The sequence below is a fragment of the Candidatus Methylacidiphilales bacterium genome, from assembly GCA_033875315.1.
GTDB lineage: Bacteria > Verrucomicrobiota > Verrucomicrobiia > Methylacidiphilales > CAZTYG01 > JANRJG01.
Window position 1 is genome coordinate 57,672 of record JANRJG010000011.1, and the last position, 15,408, is coordinate 73,079.

Genomic DNA, 15,408 nt, shown 5'->3' on the forward strand with positions numbered 1-15,408 from the left:
GCGGGCGGATGATTCCGTCCAACGGGTCTCCCATGTCGTTTCTGCCCAAAATGCTTCTTCCTGCCTTGATCTCCCTGGTTGGGGTCGCCACGACCGCACTGTCCCAGTCCCCGGCCGGACGATTTCCAGCACCCGGGGCCTGGATCGAAGCCGCCCGGGCACAGATCGGTGTCACCGTCTCCTACGATCCGGCCTACGTGGCCCTCGAATACCCCGGCGGTGATGTCCCGCGCGACCGCGGGGTCTGCACCGACGTCATCATCCGGGCCCTGCGCGACTGTGGCGGACCCGACCTCCAGCAGGCGGTCCATGAGGATATGCGGACCCACTTTGGCGACTACCCCCAGATTTGGGGACTTCGAAAACCGGACAAAAACATCGACCACCGCCGGGTACCCAACCTTCAAACTTGGTTCCGCCGCCGGGGCTCCGCTCTTCCGGTGACTTCCTCGGCGGGAGACTACCGACCGGGCGATATCGTCACCTCCCGGCTTCCCGGAAACCTGCCCCACATCATGATTGTCAGCGACCGGCGCACCACCACGGGCGTGCCTTTTGTGATCCACAATATCGGCCGCGGCTCACAGGAGGAGGACCGGCTCTTCGCCTTTCCCCTTACGGGCCACTACCGCCTTACCCCCTCTGTTACACCATGAAGATGGTTCCTCTCGTCATTTTATTCCTCGTGGCATCCACCGCCCGCGCCGCGGATGCCCCGCCCATCCTATCGGTGACCACCCACTCAGGGAAAAAACAGCGGGAGGTCCGCCTGGTCCGCTTCGACAACGCCGCTTACACCCTCCGGGTCGTGGTGGATGCGGACGCGAACGGCCGCGTCGTTTCGGGCAATCTGGCCCGCGTGCTGGAAGCGACCGGGGGTCTGGCCGGCTGCAACGGCGGTTTTTTCAATCACCAACCCTTCGAGCCCTGTGCCCTGCTCATCCGTGGGGGAAAAACGCTGCGCGGGCCCATCAACGATGCGGCCAATTGGATGCATGGCGTCATCGCCGCGGAAGCCGGTCGCTTGCGTTTGATCCCCGTGACTTCCTTCGATCCCGCCCACCCTCCGGATGAGGCCCTCCAATCCGGGCCCTGGTTGATCCGGAACGGACGTCCTGTGGCCGGCCTGGACCGGCAGCGTTCGGCCCGTCGCAGCTTCATCCTCCATGATGGCGCAACCGGCTGGGCCCTGGGTGTGGCCGACGCCTGCACCCTGGCCGAACTTCCCGATGTTCTGCTCGATCCCGCGGTGACGGCCGTCCTGCCCACCCAATCGGCCCTCAATCTCGACGGCGGCCCCTCCTGCGCCCTCTGGAGCCGTGACCCCGCCTCGGCTCCGCTCCGCATCCGGTCCTTCGACTCGGTCCACAATTACCTGGTCATCTTCCCCCGCTGATTCCCCGGCTATTTCATCATTTCCGTGCCTTCCGGGAGAACGGCGTTAAAATCCCCTCATGTCGTTATCCATCGCCGATCTCGCCCGCGACGAATCCCTGCGGCGCACCCATTTTCCAGTCACCGCCCACCGCACCTTCCTCTCCCACGCCGCCGTCTCCCCGCTGCCCGCCTGCGCCACCCAAGCCCTGGACTGGTTCGGCCAACAGGCTTCTGAAGACCAACAGGAAGGACCGGCCGTTTTCCACCGCGTCCTCGGCACCCGGGTCGTCGCCGCCCAACTGCTCGGCTGCCAGGCTCAGGAAATCGCCCTCCTCGGCCCCACCGCCATGGGACTCAACCTCGTGGCTGACGGCCTCGACTGGCAACCCGGCGACGAAGTGGTTTATTACCGCGACGATTATCCCGCCAATGTCTACCCTTGGACCAAGCTGGCCGCCCGCGGGGTCCGGCCGGTTTCCGTCCGGCCGGAGCGTCCCGGGGAAATCACCTGGGAGGTGGTCGAGGCTTCCCTCACACCCCGCACGCGCTTGGTCGCCCTGGCCTCGGCCCACTTCCTCACCGGCTTCCGCATCGATGTCGACACCATCGGCCGCCGCCTCCACGAACGCGGCATCCTCTTCTGCCTCGACGCCATCCAAACCCTGGGGGCCTTCCCGCTCTCGGTGGAACACGTGGACTTCCTCAGCGCCGACTCCCATAAGTGGATGCTCGGCCCGCTCGGGGCCGGGATTTTTTATGTTAGGGAAAGCCTCTTCGACCGCCTCCGCCCGACCCACCTCGGGTCCTGGAATGTCTGGTCACCGAACTTCATCGCCCAGGAGGATCTGAACCGCTTTTATGAAGGCGGGAGACGGTACGAATGCGGTTCGCTCAACCTCCCCGGCATCCTCGGGATGCGAGCACCGTTGGAAATGATCCTCGCTCTGGGGGTGGGGGCGATCGCCGCGCGCATAAGGGAATTACGAAACCACACCCTGCTCAGGCTCGGCGCGGCGGATTGGCACCCGGTCTGGGGACCGGATCTGCCGGAGGCACATGTTTCGGGGATCATCACATTCCCCCTCGATGGCCGAAACCCCGAAGCCCTGGTGGCGAAGCTGGCAGCGGCCAGGGTCAGTGTGGCCGTGCGCCACAATCGCGAGGGCGCACCCCACCTGCGTGTGGCCCCGCATTTTTATTCCACCGAGGCCGAAATTGACCGTCTGGCCGAAGTGCTCGAGAGCTCCTGAACCTCAAATCAAACCAAGGGCGCGCAGGGTGGCGTGGTTGATTTCGCCTGTCGGGCGGAGGCCGCGGTCGTATTGGAATGCGGCCAAGGCAGCGCGGGTCCGGGGACCGGCCACTCCATCGACCCCGCCCACCACATAGCCCCGGCGGGACAAAGCCACCTGCACATCGGCGACCAGATTGGTGCGATAGACTGGCGCCCGCCGCACGGGAACGGCGTAATAGGGCTGCGGCGCCAGATTGAAGAAAAGGGAAAATCCCGAAGACCGGTGGTGGTCTCGGTCGCGGTCCCGGCGATGGCACTCTTGGTGACCATGACGACGTCCATCCCCACGGTGATCCTTGCCGTCCCGATCGCGATCTCCGTCGCGGCCCGCCTGGAGCGGGGAGGCGGGGAGCAGCACCAGGGCAACAATCGACAGAACCAAGGCCAGAGTGGATAGGGGTTTCACAGGTTGTATGACGCCGGCAGTGCTTCGGTGATTCACTCCTTACGGAAGACAGCCGCCCGGCTCAGGTTTCGGCTGGGGCCGCTCCCAGCCGCGCACGCAATGCGCTCAACCGGCTGGAAGCCACCTCCCCTTCCACCTTGACCCGTGTCGAGGCGGTGGTCTGGTGCTCGACGCCCTCTTCGGGCAGCTCATCCAGGAAGACCGAAGGATGGCGGGGCTCCTCCTTGCCATAACGACGGCGTGACTGGCAACGGGTCAGGGTCAGCCATTTCTTGGCCCGGGTGATGCCGACATAAAACAGGCGCCGTTCCTCTTCCAGATTGCCTTCCAGCTTCACGCGGTCATGCGGCAGCAACCCCTCTTCAACCCCGACCAGATAGACCCGGGTGAACTCCAGTCCCTTGGCCCCGTGCAGGGTCATGAGGGTGACGCCATAGCCGTCGTCTTCTTTTTCCTCCTCCTTGTCCGCACTGTCCAACAACATGGTGTCGATAAAGGCGTTCAGGTCGCCCAATTCCTTGGCCTGGTGTTCGGCCAGGGCGTTGACCAGGCCCTGCACGTTCTCACTGCGCGAGGCGTGTTCTTCGGGATCTTTGCTCGTGCGCTTGAGGTCCTCCTCGTAACCGATGTCCTTGAGCAGGGCTTTGAGCACCCCGGCCCAATCACCGGGCAGGGCGAATTTTCCCTGGTACTCATGGATGATGGTGCGGAACGAGGTCAGGCCGGGATAGGCCCGCGGGAAAACCAGGGAAAGGTCGCCCTGCATGACCCGCCAGATGGAACTTCCGGCCTCGCGGCTGCGCCGGGTCAGTTCTTCCATGGTGGTCGTGCCCACGCCCCGCGCGGGAAGGTTGACCACCCGCAGGAGGGCGCCGTCGTTGTCAGGATTGGCGATGACCTGGAGATAGGCCAGGATGTCCTTTACTTCCCGGCGTTCGTAGAAGTTCTGTCCACCGATGATGCGGTAGGGGATGCGGAGCTTGCGCAATTCCATTTCAAACAACCGCGACATGTGGTTGGCGCGGTAAAGCAGGGCCATGTCCTCCCAGCGCAGGACATGTTCCTCGCGCGCGCGCAGGATGTCCGCGGCCACCCAGGAGGCCTCATCCTCGTCGTTCTGCGCCAGCATGACCCGGATGGGGTCGCCCGGAAGCCCTTCGGCCCAGAGTTTTTTGTCGTGCCTCCGGGCGTTGTGGGCGATGACCTGGTTGGCCGCGGCCAGAATCCGCGGGGTGCAGCGGTAGTTCTGCTCCAGCTTGATGGACTTCCCCCCCGGAAAACGCTGGGAAAACTCCATGATGTGGCTGTTTTCCGCCCCGCGCCAGCTGTAGATGCTCTGGTCGTCGTCACCGACCACGCAGACATCGTGGTCGTCGGAAGCGAGCTGGCGGACGATGTCGAACTGGAGCCGGTTGGTGTCCTGATACTCGTCGACCATGAGAAAACGGTGCCGGGCCCGCAGTTCCCCGCGCACCTCCGGGAAGCCCTCCAGGAGATCGACCATCAACAAAAGCAGGTCGTCGAAGTCCACGGCGTTGCGCGCCTTGCACTCTTCCTGGTAGCGGCGGTAGACCCGGGCCAGCAGGGCATCACTCCCGGCGGTCTGTTCGGGACGCAGCCCGCGGTTCTTGGCCAGGCCGATGAGGAATTTGATCTTGTTCATCTCCTGGTCGCCGCCCTTGACCGCGGCCCCGAGGATTTTTTTGAGGATGCCCGCCTGGTCGCCCTCGTCGAGGATGGTGAAGTTCTTTTTGTAATCCAGCTTCTCAATGTGCTCGCGCAACACCCGGACGCAGAAAGAATGGAATGTCCCCGCGAACAACAACCGGGTTTCCTCCGGCGGGCGCATCCCCTGGACCAGCTTCTGGTAGCGTTCCTTCATCTCCCGCGCCGCTTTGTTGGTGAAAGTAAGCGCCAGAATATGCCGCGGCTCCACACCCTCGGCGATGAGGTGGGCCATGCGGTGGGTGATGACTTTGGTCTTGCCCGTGCCCGCCCCGGCCAGGATCAGGACCGGGCCGCGCAAGGTCGTCACGGCTTCACGCTGCTGGGGATTGAGGCCTTGGAGGAGTCGGGACACGCGGCGAGGCTAAGGGCAGGCAAGCTCTTGTCAAAAGGCGAGTGGACGATAAAATCCCCTTCGCATGAAGCGGAGCCGTGGCATCGCCATCATCGACTCCCGCTTGGATTTCCCCCCGGTGGAAGAAGCGCGACCCGATGGGCTCCTGGCCGTCGGGGGCGACCTCTCTCCCGAGCGCCTGCTGTTGGCCTACCAAAGCGGAATTTTCCCCTGGTCATCCGATCCCATCACTTGGTGGTCGCCCAATCCCCGTTCCATCCTGCCGGTCGGTGGCTTGCACGTCTCCCGTTCGCTGGCCCGAACCCTGCGCAGGCAAATTTGGCAATACACCTTTGACACCGCTTTCGAATCCGTGGTGCGGGCCTGCGCTTCCCCGGCCCCCGGCCGGGAAGAAACCTGGATCGAGGAAGCCATCATCCGGGCCTACACCGCCCTGCACCACCGGGGACATGCCCACAGCATTGAAGTCTGGCAGGACAGAACGCTTGTCGGCGGCATCTATGGCGTGGCCTTGGGTGGTTTTTTCGCGGGCGAGTCCATGTTCCACCGTGCCGACGATGCCTCAAAGGCCGCTTTGGTGGTGCTCATGGAACATCTCGAGAAACTGGGGTTTTCTTTGTTCGATACCCAGGTCGCCAGCCCGCTGACCCGACAGATGGGGGCGGTTGACATCCCACGACCGGAGTACCTCGTCCGTCTCCAACAGGCCCTGACGGCTAACGTGGCCTTCCGGGCCTGATCCTAGCCTCCCCGAGCCGTAAGTATGCAGTTGCTCACCGCGAAGAGATTCGGGGTTGGATCACTTCTTAAGATCTTCAATGCCAAAAGTTTCTGCTTCGTGCTCTTCGCGTCCTTTGCGGTGAACGGCTTTGATCCGGCTCAGACGTCATCCTCCCGGCGGATGTCGTCGACCGACTCGGCCACGCGCCGCATTTCATCCGGAGCCAGACGGCCGGCATCGGCCACCCTGTCCACGGTTTCAGAAATGATTTGATAGGCCGAGCGGGCGATCAAGCACACGATCAAAACCGCGCAGACGGTGTCCAGCATGGGCCATCCCAACTTGGGCGTGAACAGACCGAGACAGGCCAGCAATGTGGTCAGGATGTCCGAGCGGGTATGGGCGGCATCCGCGGCCAGGATCGGACTGTCCAGTTCGGCCGCACGCGAAGACTCGAAGCGCGACAGCCAGAAATTCACCCCCAGGGTAGACAGGAGAAAGAGAACGCCCCCCCAGGAAAAGTGCGGCATCGGCGAAGGACGGGTCAGACGGGTGAAGGCCGATCCCAGGATTTCCCAGCAACTCAACAACAACAATCCGGCCAGCAACAATGTACCCAGCACCTCGAATTTGCGGTGCCCGCAGGGATGCCGCGGATCGGGCGGCAACGCCGCCACGTGGATGGCAATGAGCCCGACCACGCTTCCGGCCCCGTCCATCACCGAATGCAGACCGTCGGACATCACCCCCAGACTACCCAGGCTCCATCCCAACAGCAGTTTGCCCGCGGCCAGGACGAGGTTGACCGCCAGCGCGATGAAAAGCACACGCTGGATACGCGGATAGCGGGCCTCCATGCCCCGATCTTTCCGAGCCCCGGGCTGGCTGGCAACCTTATTCCAAACCCATCCCTCCCGGCCCCACTCCCATCTCGCCTTGAATCCTGCACAACCCCCTGTGTAGGCTCCCTCCGTGGCTTCCGTCAGCAGCACCCGCGCCCAGGATCTGGTCTACACTTCGAATTACGTCGAAGGCGAGATGACCATCGGCGATGTGAAATCGTGGTTCCAAGCCCAGATCTCCGTGGTCAGCCTCGGCGTCATCACCAAGAGCGGTGGATTCGGCCTCATCACCCGCAGCCACCTAGGCCAACAACTCATCGGCCAGTCCCAAAAACCCGCATTCCTCCAGCAGGCGATTTCCGAAATCATGATCACCTCGCCCCTCGTGGTCAACGCCTCCCACGAACTCGACACGGTGGTCATGAGGCTGTTCACCGAAAAATCACGCGATGAGGAGTTTTTCCACGACATCCTGGTGCGCGAGGGCAACCGTTTCATCGGCCTGATCTCGGTCCGCGACCTGCTGGTCAGTCACTTTGAGAACCTGGCCCACAAACTCACCGCCATGGAGGCCCAGCTCCAGGCGCTGGCCCAAAAAAACAAGGAACTCTTCGCCAACAGCTTCCGCGTCGGCCACCAAGAGGGTCTTTACAAACAGGCGCTCGAGTCCGTCCCTGTCCCGGTTGCCCTTTTTTCCGAGGAGGGAAAAATCGTCCTCTGCAATCCGCGTTTCCTCGAACTTCTGGAATACACCCCCAAGACCCTCGAACCCGGCATCCGTTTCAAGCAACTCTTCGACGAACAGTTCAGCACCATCTACGACAAGGCGGTCAAGAATTGGGAGGACGCCGTGCACGACGACCAGAGCGGAAGCATCCAGTTGACCGCGCGCAACCGCAGCGGGGAAAGCATCCCCGCTGGAGCCTACGTCGAATTGATGCCCGACGGGCGCAATCTCAGCATCAGCCTCATCAGCCTGGCCGGGGGAACCATCGCCCTCACAGCCAGCTCGCCAGCAAACATCACCTCCCCCACCACCCCGGGAGGCAAGCCCATGGGCAAGGTCACGCAGGCCATCCGCATGAAACTGACCAACGAAAACGCCATGGGCCTGGCCCGCACCGTGGCGACCAACCTCATCGACCGCGACGAATCCCTCGACCGCCTGATGAAAAAGGTCGATGCCATCATCAAAGTCAGTGAACAGATCGAGGAATCCGACGCCGCCTCCGGCCCTCTTCCCACCACTCTGGCCAGCGCACTGCATGCCCCCGCCCCCACGCCCGAACGCCCCCCCTTGCGCGGCAATCTGGCCGACTTCTCGGTCATCGATCTCTGCCAGATCCTCGTCCAAGGCACCAAGACCGGCCATCTCCGCCTAGAGGCCCCTTCGACCGAGGTCGCAGGCGATATCTTTTTCTATTGTGGTTCCATCATCCACGCCATGACCGATGCCGGCTACCAGGGCCCCGACGCCATCCCCGATCTCTTGCGCGCCCAAAGCGGGAACTTCGAATTCCACTTCGATGTGCCCAGCCCGGTCAGAACGATTGAAGGGGACGCCATGGGCATCCTCATGGACGCCTGCCGCCTGGCCGACGAACGCCGGCACTGAGGCGCATTTTTTTCTCAACACTCATTTCTATTCTCCCACTATTCTTATGCCCCCCAAAAACAAACGCCCCGTCGTCGGCCTCATCATGGGCAGCACCTCCGACTGGGATACCATGCAACACGCCGCCTCCACCCTCGACGATTTCGGCATCCCCTACGAAAAGAAAGTCGTCAGCGCCCACCGCACCCCCGGCCTCCTGTTTGAATATGCCGAGTCCGCACTCGGCCGCGGCCTCAAGTGCCTCATTGCCGGCGCGGGCGGTGCCGCCCACCTGCCGGGCATGACCGCGTCCCTGACCACCCTCCCGGTCCTCGGGGTGCCCGTGGAATCCAAGGCCCTCAAAGGCCTCGATTCACTCCTCTCCATCGCCCAGATGCCGGCAGGCATCCCCGTGGCCACCTTCGCCATCGGCAAGGCCGGCGCCATCAACGCCGCCCTCTTCGCCGCCTCCCTCCTCGCCAACGACCACACCCCCACCGCCGGCAAACTCCGCCGCTTCCGCAAATCCCAGACCGCCAAAGTCCTCAAGGCCAAACTGCCAAACGGACTCCGCCTACCGTAATCTGTCTTCTGTCATTTGCTGGCATCATCCATTCCCATGATCCTCCCCCCCTCCAACCTTGGCGTCATCGGCGGAGGACAACTCGGGCGCATGATCGGCCTCGCCGCCCGGCGCCTCGGATACGGATTCCAGGTCTACGAACCCACCCCGGGTTGCCCCGCCGGTCAGATCGCCGACCGCCAAAGCAACAGACCGTACACCGATCTGGAGGCCTTGACCGCTTTCGCTTCGGCGGTTGACGTCGTCACCTTCGAGTTCGAGAACATCCCCGCCGATGTGCTCCAGCACGTCGCCCGCTCCGCGCCCATCTACCCCGACTGGACCGTCCTCCATACCTGCCAGAACCGCGAGCGGGAAAAAAACTTCCTCAAAATCCGCGGCTACCCCCACGCTCCCTTTGCCGTGGTCGATTCCGCGGAAAGCCTGGCCCGCGCCATCGACACGCTCGGCAAACCCTGCGTGCTCAAAACCGCCGACTTCGGCTACGATGGCAAAGGCCAGTGCAAAATCACCGCTGACACCCTCCCTGCCTCCGCTTGGGCCGCCCTCGCCGCCCCGCGCGGCGTTCTTGAGGGCTGGATCGACTACGCGTGCGAACTCTCCGTCGTCTGCGCCCGCACCCGGAACGGCGAGGTCCGCACCTTTCCCGTTTCAGAAAACATCCACTCCCACCACATCCTTGACCTCTCCATTGTGCCCGCCCGCATCGATCCCCGCATCGAGAAGGAAGCCCTGCAAATCGCCTCTTCCATCGCGGATGACCTGAAGGTCGTCGGCCTCCTGGCGGTCGAACTCTTCCTCCAGCGCGATGGGAAACTCCTCGTCAATGAAATGGCCCCCCGCCCCCACAACTCGGGCCATTACACCCTCGACGCCTGCGCCACCAGCCAGTTCGAACAGCAGATCCGCGCCGTTTGCGGACTGCCTCTGGGTTCGACAGAATTGTTAAGTCCCGTCGTCATGGCCAACCTGTTGGGTGATCTCTGGTCCGGCGGCACTCCGGCCTGGGACGCCATCCTGGCCCACCCCACGGCCAAACTCCACTTGTACGGCAAAGCCGAGGCGCGCCCCGGACGCAAGATGGGCCACTTCTGCGTCCTGGGGAACACCGCGGAATCCGCCCTGGCGGAAGCGCGCGTCATCCAACGGGAACTGGCTGCCCATTCCTAACTTTCCCGCACCGCCCGCAGCATTTCCCCATCCAACCAGACCGGATCGATGAACCGGGGATAAACGGCCAACCGCTCCCTTAATTCCCTCCCCGCCGCTTCCGCCGCATGGCGGTAGGCTTCCGCCGCCCTCCACGGACTCTGCGGGTTCACCTCGTCCCGCTCCGTTGATATCCCCCCGAAGTCATCGGCCCAGGGGATCAACTCTCTCCAGCAAGGATTCAGGTTCGGTGGGATTTGCACCGGCACATCGGGACAAAGTCCGCGCCAGACTTCGATCAGACGGATGTATTCATCCAAGCCCAACGGCACTTTCGCCAGGCGTGCGGCGGAGCCGTTGTTGGGGACGTAATTCTGGATGAGGATTTCCTGCAAATGACCGTATTTCCGGTGCAGGGCGGCCAGCGCCTCCAATGAGCGCACCCGGCTGTCCGGGCCCTCCCCGAGTCCGATGAGGATGCCACTGGTGAAGGGAATGCGGCAGCGACCCGCTGCGGCCAGGGTGGCCAGCCGGCCTGCGGCCTTTTTTTCCGGAGCCACTTCCGGCAGGTCCTCGACATTCTCCAACATCACCCCCATGGAGACATGCACCGGTCGCAGCCGCCGGAGCACCGGTTCTGGGATGGCCCCGTAATTCCCATGCGGCAGCAGGCCGGCCTCGAGGACACGGCGGGCCACATGGATGGCAAAATCCCAGAAGTCCCCGAATCCGCGCGCCGCCAGTTCCTTCCGGATGTGCGGCATCGTCCCCGGATGTTCCCCGCTGATCAGCAGGGCCTCTTTCGCTCCCTGCGCCATTGCCACCGCAATCAGACGGTCGACTTCTTCCTCTGAAATCAACCCTTCCCGGTCCGTACGAAAGCCGCAGTAGGCACAATGCCACGGGCAGTCATGGGTCAGCGTGAAGGTGACCGACGAGGACCAAGTCAGTGGGCGCTTATGGTGGGCATCGGAAGCCATGGTGCGGAAAGCCTTTCCAAAGTGGCCCGGGACGGCTATCCCGTCAAACCATGGCATTGCACGAAGCCAGACCCTTCCTCATCGTCACCGGACTCATCACAGTGCTGGCCGCTTGGATCAGCCTGCCTTTCGCCCTCCTGCCAGGGCTGGCTTTCGCCTACATTCTCTACTTCTTCCGCGACCCCGAACGCCCCATCCCCCCCGACCCTCTGGACATTGTCAGCCCCGCCGACGGCCGGGTCATTTCGGTCGAAATTCTGGAAGAGACCGCCTTCCAACACGGCCCGATGCGACGTATCGCCGTCTTCCTCTCGGTCTTCGACGTCCATGTCAACCGCATGCCTGTGGCCGGCCGCATCATCAAATCCCACCACCATGCCGGAGAATTCCTCGACGCCCGCAATCCGGAGATCGACGTCCGCAATGAAGCCCAGAACTGGCTCATCGAAACCGATCGCGGCCCGGTGGTCGTCCGCCAGATCGCCGGGCTCATCGCCCGCCGCATCGTCGCCTGGGCCCGCGAGGGCGATAGCCTGGATAAGGGCCAGCGCTTCGGCATGATCCGCTTCGGCTCCCGCACCGATGTCTATCTGCCAGTGGATTGCGAGGTGGCGGTCAAGGCCGGCGACCGCGTCCAGGGCGGTTCCTCGGTCATCGCCCGTTGGCCCGCCGCCCCGCAAAAGTCCTGACACCATGAACGAATCCAACAAGAAGAAGGTTTACGTCTACCTCCTGCCCAACCTCATGACGGCGGGCAACCTGTTCTTCGGCTTCATGGCCATTCTCAACATCTTTGAAGGCACCATCATCCGCCGGGCCGGCGACACGGGTTGGGAACACTATTACGAGATGAGTCTCTACTGCATCCTCGGCGCTTTCATCTGCGACATGCTCGACGGCCGCCTGGCCCGGCTGGGCGGCCAGGAAAGCCCCTTCGGGCGGGAATTCGACTCCCTGGCCGATGTCGTTTCCTTCGGGGTGGCGCCCGCTCTTCTTCTCTTCAAGATCGTCCTGTACGAATTGCCCAATCGTGTGGGCTGGTTCATCGCCTTCATTTATCTGGCCTGCGGGGCTCTGCGCCTGGCCCGTTTCAATGTCCTGGCCGCCGATCCGGAAAACAAATCACTCAAGGAATTCAAGGGCTTCCCCATCCCCGCCGCCGCCGGCCTCATCGCTTCGATCACGCTCCTTCTCCTCCACATTTACGAGAAAGTGGACCAGATCGGGAATTGGAAATACCTGCTGGCCGTGCTGATGATCTTTCTCAGCTTCATGATGTTCAGCGGGGTCTCCTACCCCAGCTTCAAGGCCCTCGATTGGAAGACCCGCCGGCCCTTCCGCCAGGTCGTTCTCCTCATTCTCCTGCTCGGGGTCGCCCTGCTCAATTACACCTACAGCCTGGCCCTTTTCTTCACCGGCTACCTTCTCTACGGCTTCCTCCGTCCCTACCTCTCGCGCAAATGGCGCCCGGGGCCGGACATCGAGGAATCAAGCGACGACGACGAATCGGCCCCCCCGTCCACCGCGCCGGCCCCCTGATCCTGGAATCCGGGCCCGTTCTTGCCCACCGGCTCCTTCCATTTCCCGTCGACGGCCCGCAAGGCTGTGCTAATCATGAAGGCCATGCCAGAAATCGCCCAGTTTGTCGCCCACGGTGGCCATCGCATCACCCCGCAGATCGTGGAGGGGCTCCTGCACCAACTCCCGTTGCTCAAGGCCGAATTCACCCAGATCAAAGCACCCCAATTCCCCCACCTCGTGGACCAATTGGCCTTCCTCGCCGACTTGGTCGAGGACTTTGCCGAGGGGGCCGATAAAAACATCCCCTACGTGGCAGCCTCCGAGGCCACCTTCGCCCTCATCTACGCCCACGGTGCCGTGGGCCTGATTCCCGACGTTCTGGGCGAGATCGGCCGGGCGGACGATTCCAGCGTGGTCCGGGCGGTGCTGATCCGCCATGAGGCCATCCTGCAACGCTACGCCGACAGGCGGGGGCTGGACTGGAAGCACATCACCAGCAATCCCTGAGCCCCCAACGCCTCGCGCCCGCCTGATGGAAACACCCGCCTGGATCGAAGCCCTCGAACGCCGTCTCGGTGGCTGGTCGGTCCCCCACCTTGTCCGCGGACTGGTTGTTCTCAATGCCCTCGCCTTCCTGCTGGAAATGAGCAGCCCGGGCTTCACCAATGTCCTGCTCCTCGACCGCAGCGGCCTGCTGCAAGGGGAGTGGTGGCGTGCGCTCACTTTTCTCTTCGCCGCCGGCGGCACCAAAGAAAGCCTCGGTATTCTCTTCTTCGGTCTGTGGATGATGGTCACCTGGATGTTTGGCGAGGGCCTGGAATCGGCCTGGGGATCGTTCAAACTCACCCTTTATCTGGCCATCCCCGTTGTCCTGCTGGTGGCCGTGGTCTGGTTCCTGCCCCCGGGCTACGCTTCCCACACCATCCTCCTGACCAGCCTCTTTCTCGCCTTCGCCACCCTCTACCCCGACCTCGAGTTGATGCTCTTTTTCATCCTTCCGGTGAAATGCAAGTGGCTGGCCTGGGTTTCCGCGGCCTTCATTCTTCTGGAATTCCTCGGCTCGCCCGCCTCGCGCCCGATGATCCTGGCCAGCCTTTCGAGCTACTTCCTCTTCTTTTTCCCCGGCTGGTGGGGCAACCTCCGCCTCCAGTGGGAGGCCCGCAGTCGGAGGGAACGTTTCCGGGGGGATGATGAATGAACCGCGCTTGAGTCCGCCCTGGCGGATGTTGTGGGGCTGCCTGGCCCTCACCCTCACCCTCACTCTCAGCCCGGCCGTTGTCCCGGACGCCCGCTCCGCCTCTTTTTCCCTGCCTTCCACCACCCGCCAACTCATCACCGCCCGGGCCTCCACCTGGGACGACAGTTCGGCCACCCTCCAGTGTTGGGAAAAATCCCCGCAGGGCTGGAAATCGGTCGGCCAACCCGTTCCGGTACGCCTCGGCAAAAGCGGCCTGGCCTGGGGCCGCGGGCTCCATCCCGAAGGCCTGCCCGGGCCGTTGAAAAAAGAAAACGACGGACGCGCTCCCGCCGGGGTCTTCGCCCTCGGCGGGGCCTACGGATATGCCGCGGAAATCCAACGGCGACCGGCCCTTTCCTATCAAGTGGTTACTGCTTCCGACCTCTGGGTCGAGGACACCGCTTCACCCGATTACAACCGCCACCTCCGGCTCCCCGGCGGGCGCGGCCCGGCCAACGATTGGGAAAAGCAGCAGCAAATGAAACAGGACGACCCGGCCCACAGCCTCAAACTCTTCATCGCCCACAACGCGGGCAACCAGACCCTCGCCGGGGCGGGCAGTGCGATCTTCTTCCATATCTGGCGTGACGGTGGCGCCAAGGCCAGCACCGGTTGCACCGTCATGGCCGGCGACCGCCTGAGGGAAATCATCGCCTGGGTCGATCCCGCCGCCGCGCCTCTCTACGTCCTGCTGCCCGAGGCGGTTTACCAGGAACGGAAGACGGCGTGGCAGCTTCCCTGAAGCCGCCCCGCCTCAAACTTGCAGGCAATTCTGCGCAAATCCGTGGATCCGCTTGCCCAGTTGGGACAGGCCGTTGGAACGGTTGGGGGAAAGGTGCTGGGTGATGCCCGCTTCTTCCATGAAGGACACCGGCAAGTCGACGATCTCCCGCGGCGGCGACCCACTGTAAACCTGGCACATGATCGACGCCACGCCCTTGGTGATGAAGGCATCGGAATCGCAGCGGAAAAAACAGATCCCGTCCTTGAATTCCGGCACCAACCAGAGCATCGACTGACATCCCTCGATGCGGAACTCTTCGCGCTTCAACTCCTCGGGCAGACCCTCGCCCTTCTTACCCCGGCTGATGATCTGGAGGAAGCGCTCCTGCGCATCCGGCAGCAGGTTCATGGACTCAATCAATTCTTGGGCGCGTTCGCGGGCGGTCATCGGGAGAAACATAGGCCACGATCGGCGGCTTTCAATCTAACGCTTCCACCCGGGCGCGCAACCGGCCCAGACAGGCTTTCCACAAGGCCGGCGAAAGCGGCACGAACGTCTTCTCCCCGTCCTCCAAGGTGATCTGTTCGAAGATGTTGCTCGGCTGCTGGATCAGTTCCTCATAGAGCCCGGACATGTGGAAGCCGGAGACATCCGACCCAAAATCGGTATTCCCACGGCCCTCCGCCTCTTCCAAAGCACGGTCGATCACCTCGAGCACCTGGCCGGTATCCAGAGACAGGCCCAGCTTTTCCCCCCCTTCCAAGTAGGTGGCCATCACGTCTTCCACTTTTTCCACCACCCGTTCGATCTGGGCCAGGTTGGGTTCGCCGGGGGATGCGGGCAAATCGGGCGTCATACCGGGATTTTCCATGAAGCCGTTTCTGAGGCAAGGCCGGGTAG

Annotated in this window: 18 protein-coding genes; 12 read left to right on the top strand and 6 right to left on the bottom strand. The window is 63.2% G+C overall.

Annotated features, from left to right (window positions below; genetic code table 11):
• Window positions 1-65: 65 nt before the first annotated feature.
• From SFU85_03925 to SFU85_03935, 3 genes are read left to right on the top strand one after another with little or no spacing between them, the layout of a single operon-like run.
• On the top strand, window positions 66-656 hold the full coding sequence (locus SFU85_03925; protein ID MDX6765918.1) for a DUF1287 domain-containing protein: 591 nt from the start codon (window positions 66-68) through the stop codon (window positions 654-656).
• Window positions 653-1,396 (top strand): phosphodiester glycosidase family protein, encoded by a 744-nt coding sequence (locus SFU85_03930; protein ID MDX6765919.1) that lies wholly within the window; start codon window positions 653-655, stop codon window positions 1,394-1,396. Before SFU85_03925 ends, SFU85_03930 begins: the two co-directional genes overlap by 4 nt.
• Before the next feature lie 58 nt (window positions 1,397-1,454).
• Window positions 1,455-2,627: an aminotransferase class V-fold PLP-dependent enzyme gene (locus SFU85_03935; protein ID MDX6765920.1), complete on the top strand. Its 1,173-nt coding sequence runs from the start codon at window positions 1,455-1,457 to the stop codon at window positions 2,625-2,627.
• A gap of 3 nt (window positions 2,628-2,630) precedes the next feature.
• On the opposite strand, the gene SFU85_03940 is transcribed toward SFU85_03935, so the two are convergent.
• Together SFU85_03940 and SFU85_03945 are read right to left on the bottom strand one after the other, a co-directional pair.
• Complete coding sequence (locus SFU85_03940) at window positions 2,631-3,077, bottom strand: peptidoglycan-binding domain-containing protein (GenBank protein ID MDX6765921.1); 447 nt, start codon at window positions 3,075-3,077, stop codon at window positions 2,631-2,633.
• A 61-nt stretch (window positions 3,078-3,138) separates the two neighbouring features.
• Window positions 3,139-5,157 carry a UvrD-helicase domain-containing protein gene (locus SFU85_03945; protein ID MDX6765922.1) on the bottom strand — a complete coding sequence of 673 codons (2,019 nt, stop codon included), beginning with the start codon at window positions 5,155-5,157 and terminating at the stop codon, window positions 3,139-3,141.
• Window positions 5,158-5,221: 64 nt separating this feature from the next.
• Here SFU85_03945 and aat point away from each other — a divergent pair, with 64 nt between their 5' ends.
• Complete coding sequence (gene aat / locus SFU85_03950) at window positions 5,222-5,896, top strand: leucyl/phenylalanyl-tRNA--protein transferase (protein MDX6765923.1); 675 nt, start codon at window positions 5,222-5,224, stop codon at window positions 5,894-5,896.
• Between the two features lie 140 nt (window positions 5,897-6,036).
• Here the strand turns inward: aat and SFU85_03955 are convergent, their stop codons facing one another.
• Window positions 6,037-6,735 (bottom strand): cation diffusion facilitator family transporter, encoded by a 699-nt coding sequence (locus SFU85_03955; GenBank protein MDX6765924.1) that lies wholly within the window; start codon window positions 6,733-6,735, stop codon window positions 6,037-6,039.
• Between the two features lie 115 nt (window positions 6,736-6,850).
• Here SFU85_03955 and SFU85_03960 point away from each other — a divergent pair, with 115 nt between their 5' ends.
• Genes SFU85_03960 through SFU85_03970 form a run of 3 tightly spaced genes read left to right on the top strand, consistent with a single transcriptional unit; the run spans window position 6,851 to window position 10,067 of the window.
• Window positions 6,851-8,335 (top strand): DUF4388 domain-containing protein, encoded by a 1,485-nt coding sequence (locus tag SFU85_03960; GenBank protein MDX6765925.1) that lies wholly within the window; start codon window positions 6,851-6,853, stop codon window positions 8,333-8,335.
• A gap of 46 nt (window positions 8,336-8,381) precedes the next feature.
• Entirely contained in the window at window positions 8,382-8,897 is a 516-nt protein-coding gene (gene purE / locus SFU85_03965) for a 5-(carboxyamino)imidazole ribonucleotide mutase (protein MDX6765926.1), read from the top strand.
• Between the two features lie 36 nt (window positions 8,898-8,933).
• Window positions 8,934-10,067 carry a 5-(carboxyamino)imidazole ribonucleotide synthase gene (locus SFU85_03970; GenBank protein MDX6765927.1) on the top strand — a complete coding sequence of 378 codons (1,134 nt, stop codon included), beginning with the start codon at window positions 8,934-8,936 and terminating at the stop codon, window positions 10,065-10,067.
• On the opposite strand, the gene cofG is transcribed toward SFU85_03970, so the two are convergent.
• Window positions 10,064-11,026, bottom strand: a complete 963-nt coding sequence (cofG, locus tag SFU85_03975) for a 7,8-didemethyl-8-hydroxy-5-deazariboflavin synthase subunit CofG (protein MDX6765928.1) — start codon at window positions 11,024-11,026, stop codon at window positions 10,064-10,066. The genes SFU85_03970 and cofG overlap by 4 nt on opposite strands.
• A 50-nt stretch (window positions 11,027-11,076) precedes the next feature.
• Here cofG and SFU85_03980 point away from each other — a divergent pair, with 50 nt between their 5' ends.
• From SFU85_03980 to SFU85_04000, 5 genes are all read left to right on the top strand, one after another.
• Window positions 11,077-11,715 carry a phosphatidylserine decarboxylase family protein gene (locus SFU85_03980; GenBank protein MDX6765929.1) on the top strand — a complete coding sequence of 213 codons (639 nt, stop codon included), beginning with the start codon at window positions 11,077-11,079 and terminating at the stop codon, window positions 11,713-11,715.
• 4 nt (window positions 11,716-11,719) lie between these two features.
• Entirely contained in the window at window positions 11,720-12,565 is an 846-nt protein-coding gene (gene pssA, locus SFU85_03985; protein MDX6765930.1) for a CDP-diacylglycerol--serine O-phosphatidyltransferase, read from the top strand.
• 75 nt (window positions 12,566-12,640) lie between these two features.
• The gene (locus SFU85_03990; protein ID MDX6765931.1) at window positions 12,641-13,054 is read left to right on the top strand and encodes a hypothetical protein; all 414 of its coding nucleotides are present in this window, start codon (window positions 12,641-12,643) and stop codon (window positions 13,052-13,054) included.
• Window positions 13,055-13,079: 25 nt separating this feature from the next.
• On the top strand, window positions 13,080-13,745 hold the full coding sequence (locus SFU85_03995; GenBank protein MDX6765932.1) for a hypothetical protein: 666 nt from the start codon (window positions 13,080-13,082) through the stop codon (window positions 13,743-13,745).
• Window positions 13,735-14,526 (top strand): hypothetical protein, encoded by a 792-nt coding sequence (locus SFU85_04000; GenBank protein ID MDX6765933.1) that lies wholly within the window; start codon window positions 13,735-13,737, stop codon window positions 14,524-14,526. Before SFU85_03995 ends, SFU85_04000 begins: the two co-directional genes overlap by 11 nt.
• A 12-nt stretch (window positions 14,527-14,538) precedes the next feature.
• Here the strand turns inward: SFU85_04000 and SFU85_04005 are convergent, their stop codons facing one another.
• Both SFU85_04005 and SFU85_04010 read right to left on the bottom strand, forming a co-directional pair.
• Complete coding sequence (locus tag SFU85_04005) at window positions 14,539-14,955, bottom strand: SufE family protein (GenBank protein ID MDX6765934.1); 417 nt, start codon at window positions 14,953-14,955, stop codon at window positions 14,539-14,541.
• Window positions 14,956-14,986: 31 nt separating this feature from the next.
• Window positions 14,987-15,364: a hypothetical protein gene (locus tag SFU85_04010; protein ID MDX6765935.1), complete on the bottom strand. Its 378-nt coding sequence runs from the start codon at window positions 15,362-15,364 to the stop codon at window positions 14,987-14,989.
• Window positions 15,365-15,408 lie beyond the last annotated feature (44 nt).

Bases quoted from the DNA above. Each gene is read 5' to 3' on its own strand.
- SFU85_03930 (MDX6765919.1), top strand. From the start codon at position 653: ATGAAGATGGTTCCTCTCGTCATTTTATTCCTCGTGGCATCCACCGCC.
- SFU85_03935 (MDX6765920.1), top strand. From the start codon at position 1,455: ATGTCGTTATCCATCGCCGATCTCGCCCGCGACGAATCCCTGCGGCGC.
- aat (MDX6765923.1), top strand. From the start codon at position 5,222: ATGAAGCGGAGCCGTGGCATCGCCATCATCGACTCCCGCTTGGATTTC.
- SFU85_03955 (MDX6765924.1), bottom strand. From the start codon at position 6,735: ATGGAGGCCCGCTATCCGCGTATCCAGCGTGTGCTTTTCATCGCGCTG.
- purE (MDX6765926.1), top strand. From the start codon at position 8,382: ATGCCCCCCAAAAACAAACGCCCCGTCGTCGGCCTCATCATGGGCAGC.
- SFU85_03970 (MDX6765927.1), top strand. From the start codon at position 8,934: ATGATCCTCCCCCCCTCCAACCTTGGCGTCATCGGCGGAGGACAACTC.
- cofG (MDX6765928.1), bottom strand. From the start codon at position 11,026: ATGGCTTCCGATGCCCACCATAAGCGCCCACTGACTTGGTCCTCGTCG.
- SFU85_03980 (MDX6765929.1), top strand. From the start codon at position 11,077: ATGGCATTGCACGAAGCCAGACCCTTCCTCATCGTCACCGGACTCATC.
- pssA (MDX6765930.1), top strand. From the start codon at position 11,720: ATGAACGAATCCAACAAGAAGAAGGTTTACGTCTACCTCCTGCCCAAC.
- SFU85_03990 (MDX6765931.1), top strand. From the start codon at position 12,641: ATGAAGGCCATGCCAGAAATCGCCCAGTTTGTCGCCCACGGTGGCCAT.
- SFU85_03995 (MDX6765932.1), top strand. From the start codon at position 13,080: ATGGAAACACCCGCCTGGATCGAAGCCCTCGAACGCCGTCTCGGTGGC.
- SFU85_04000 (MDX6765933.1), top strand. From the start codon at position 13,735: ATGATGAATGAACCGCGCTTGAGTCCGCCCTGGCGGATGTTGTGGGGC.
- SFU85_04005 (MDX6765934.1), bottom strand. From the start codon at position 14,955: ATGACCGCCCGCGAACGCGCCCAAGAATTGATTGAGTCCATGAACCTG.
- SFU85_04010 (MDX6765935.1), bottom strand. From the start codon at position 15,364: ATGACGCCCGATTTGCCCGCATCCCCCGGCGAACCCAACCTGGCCCAG.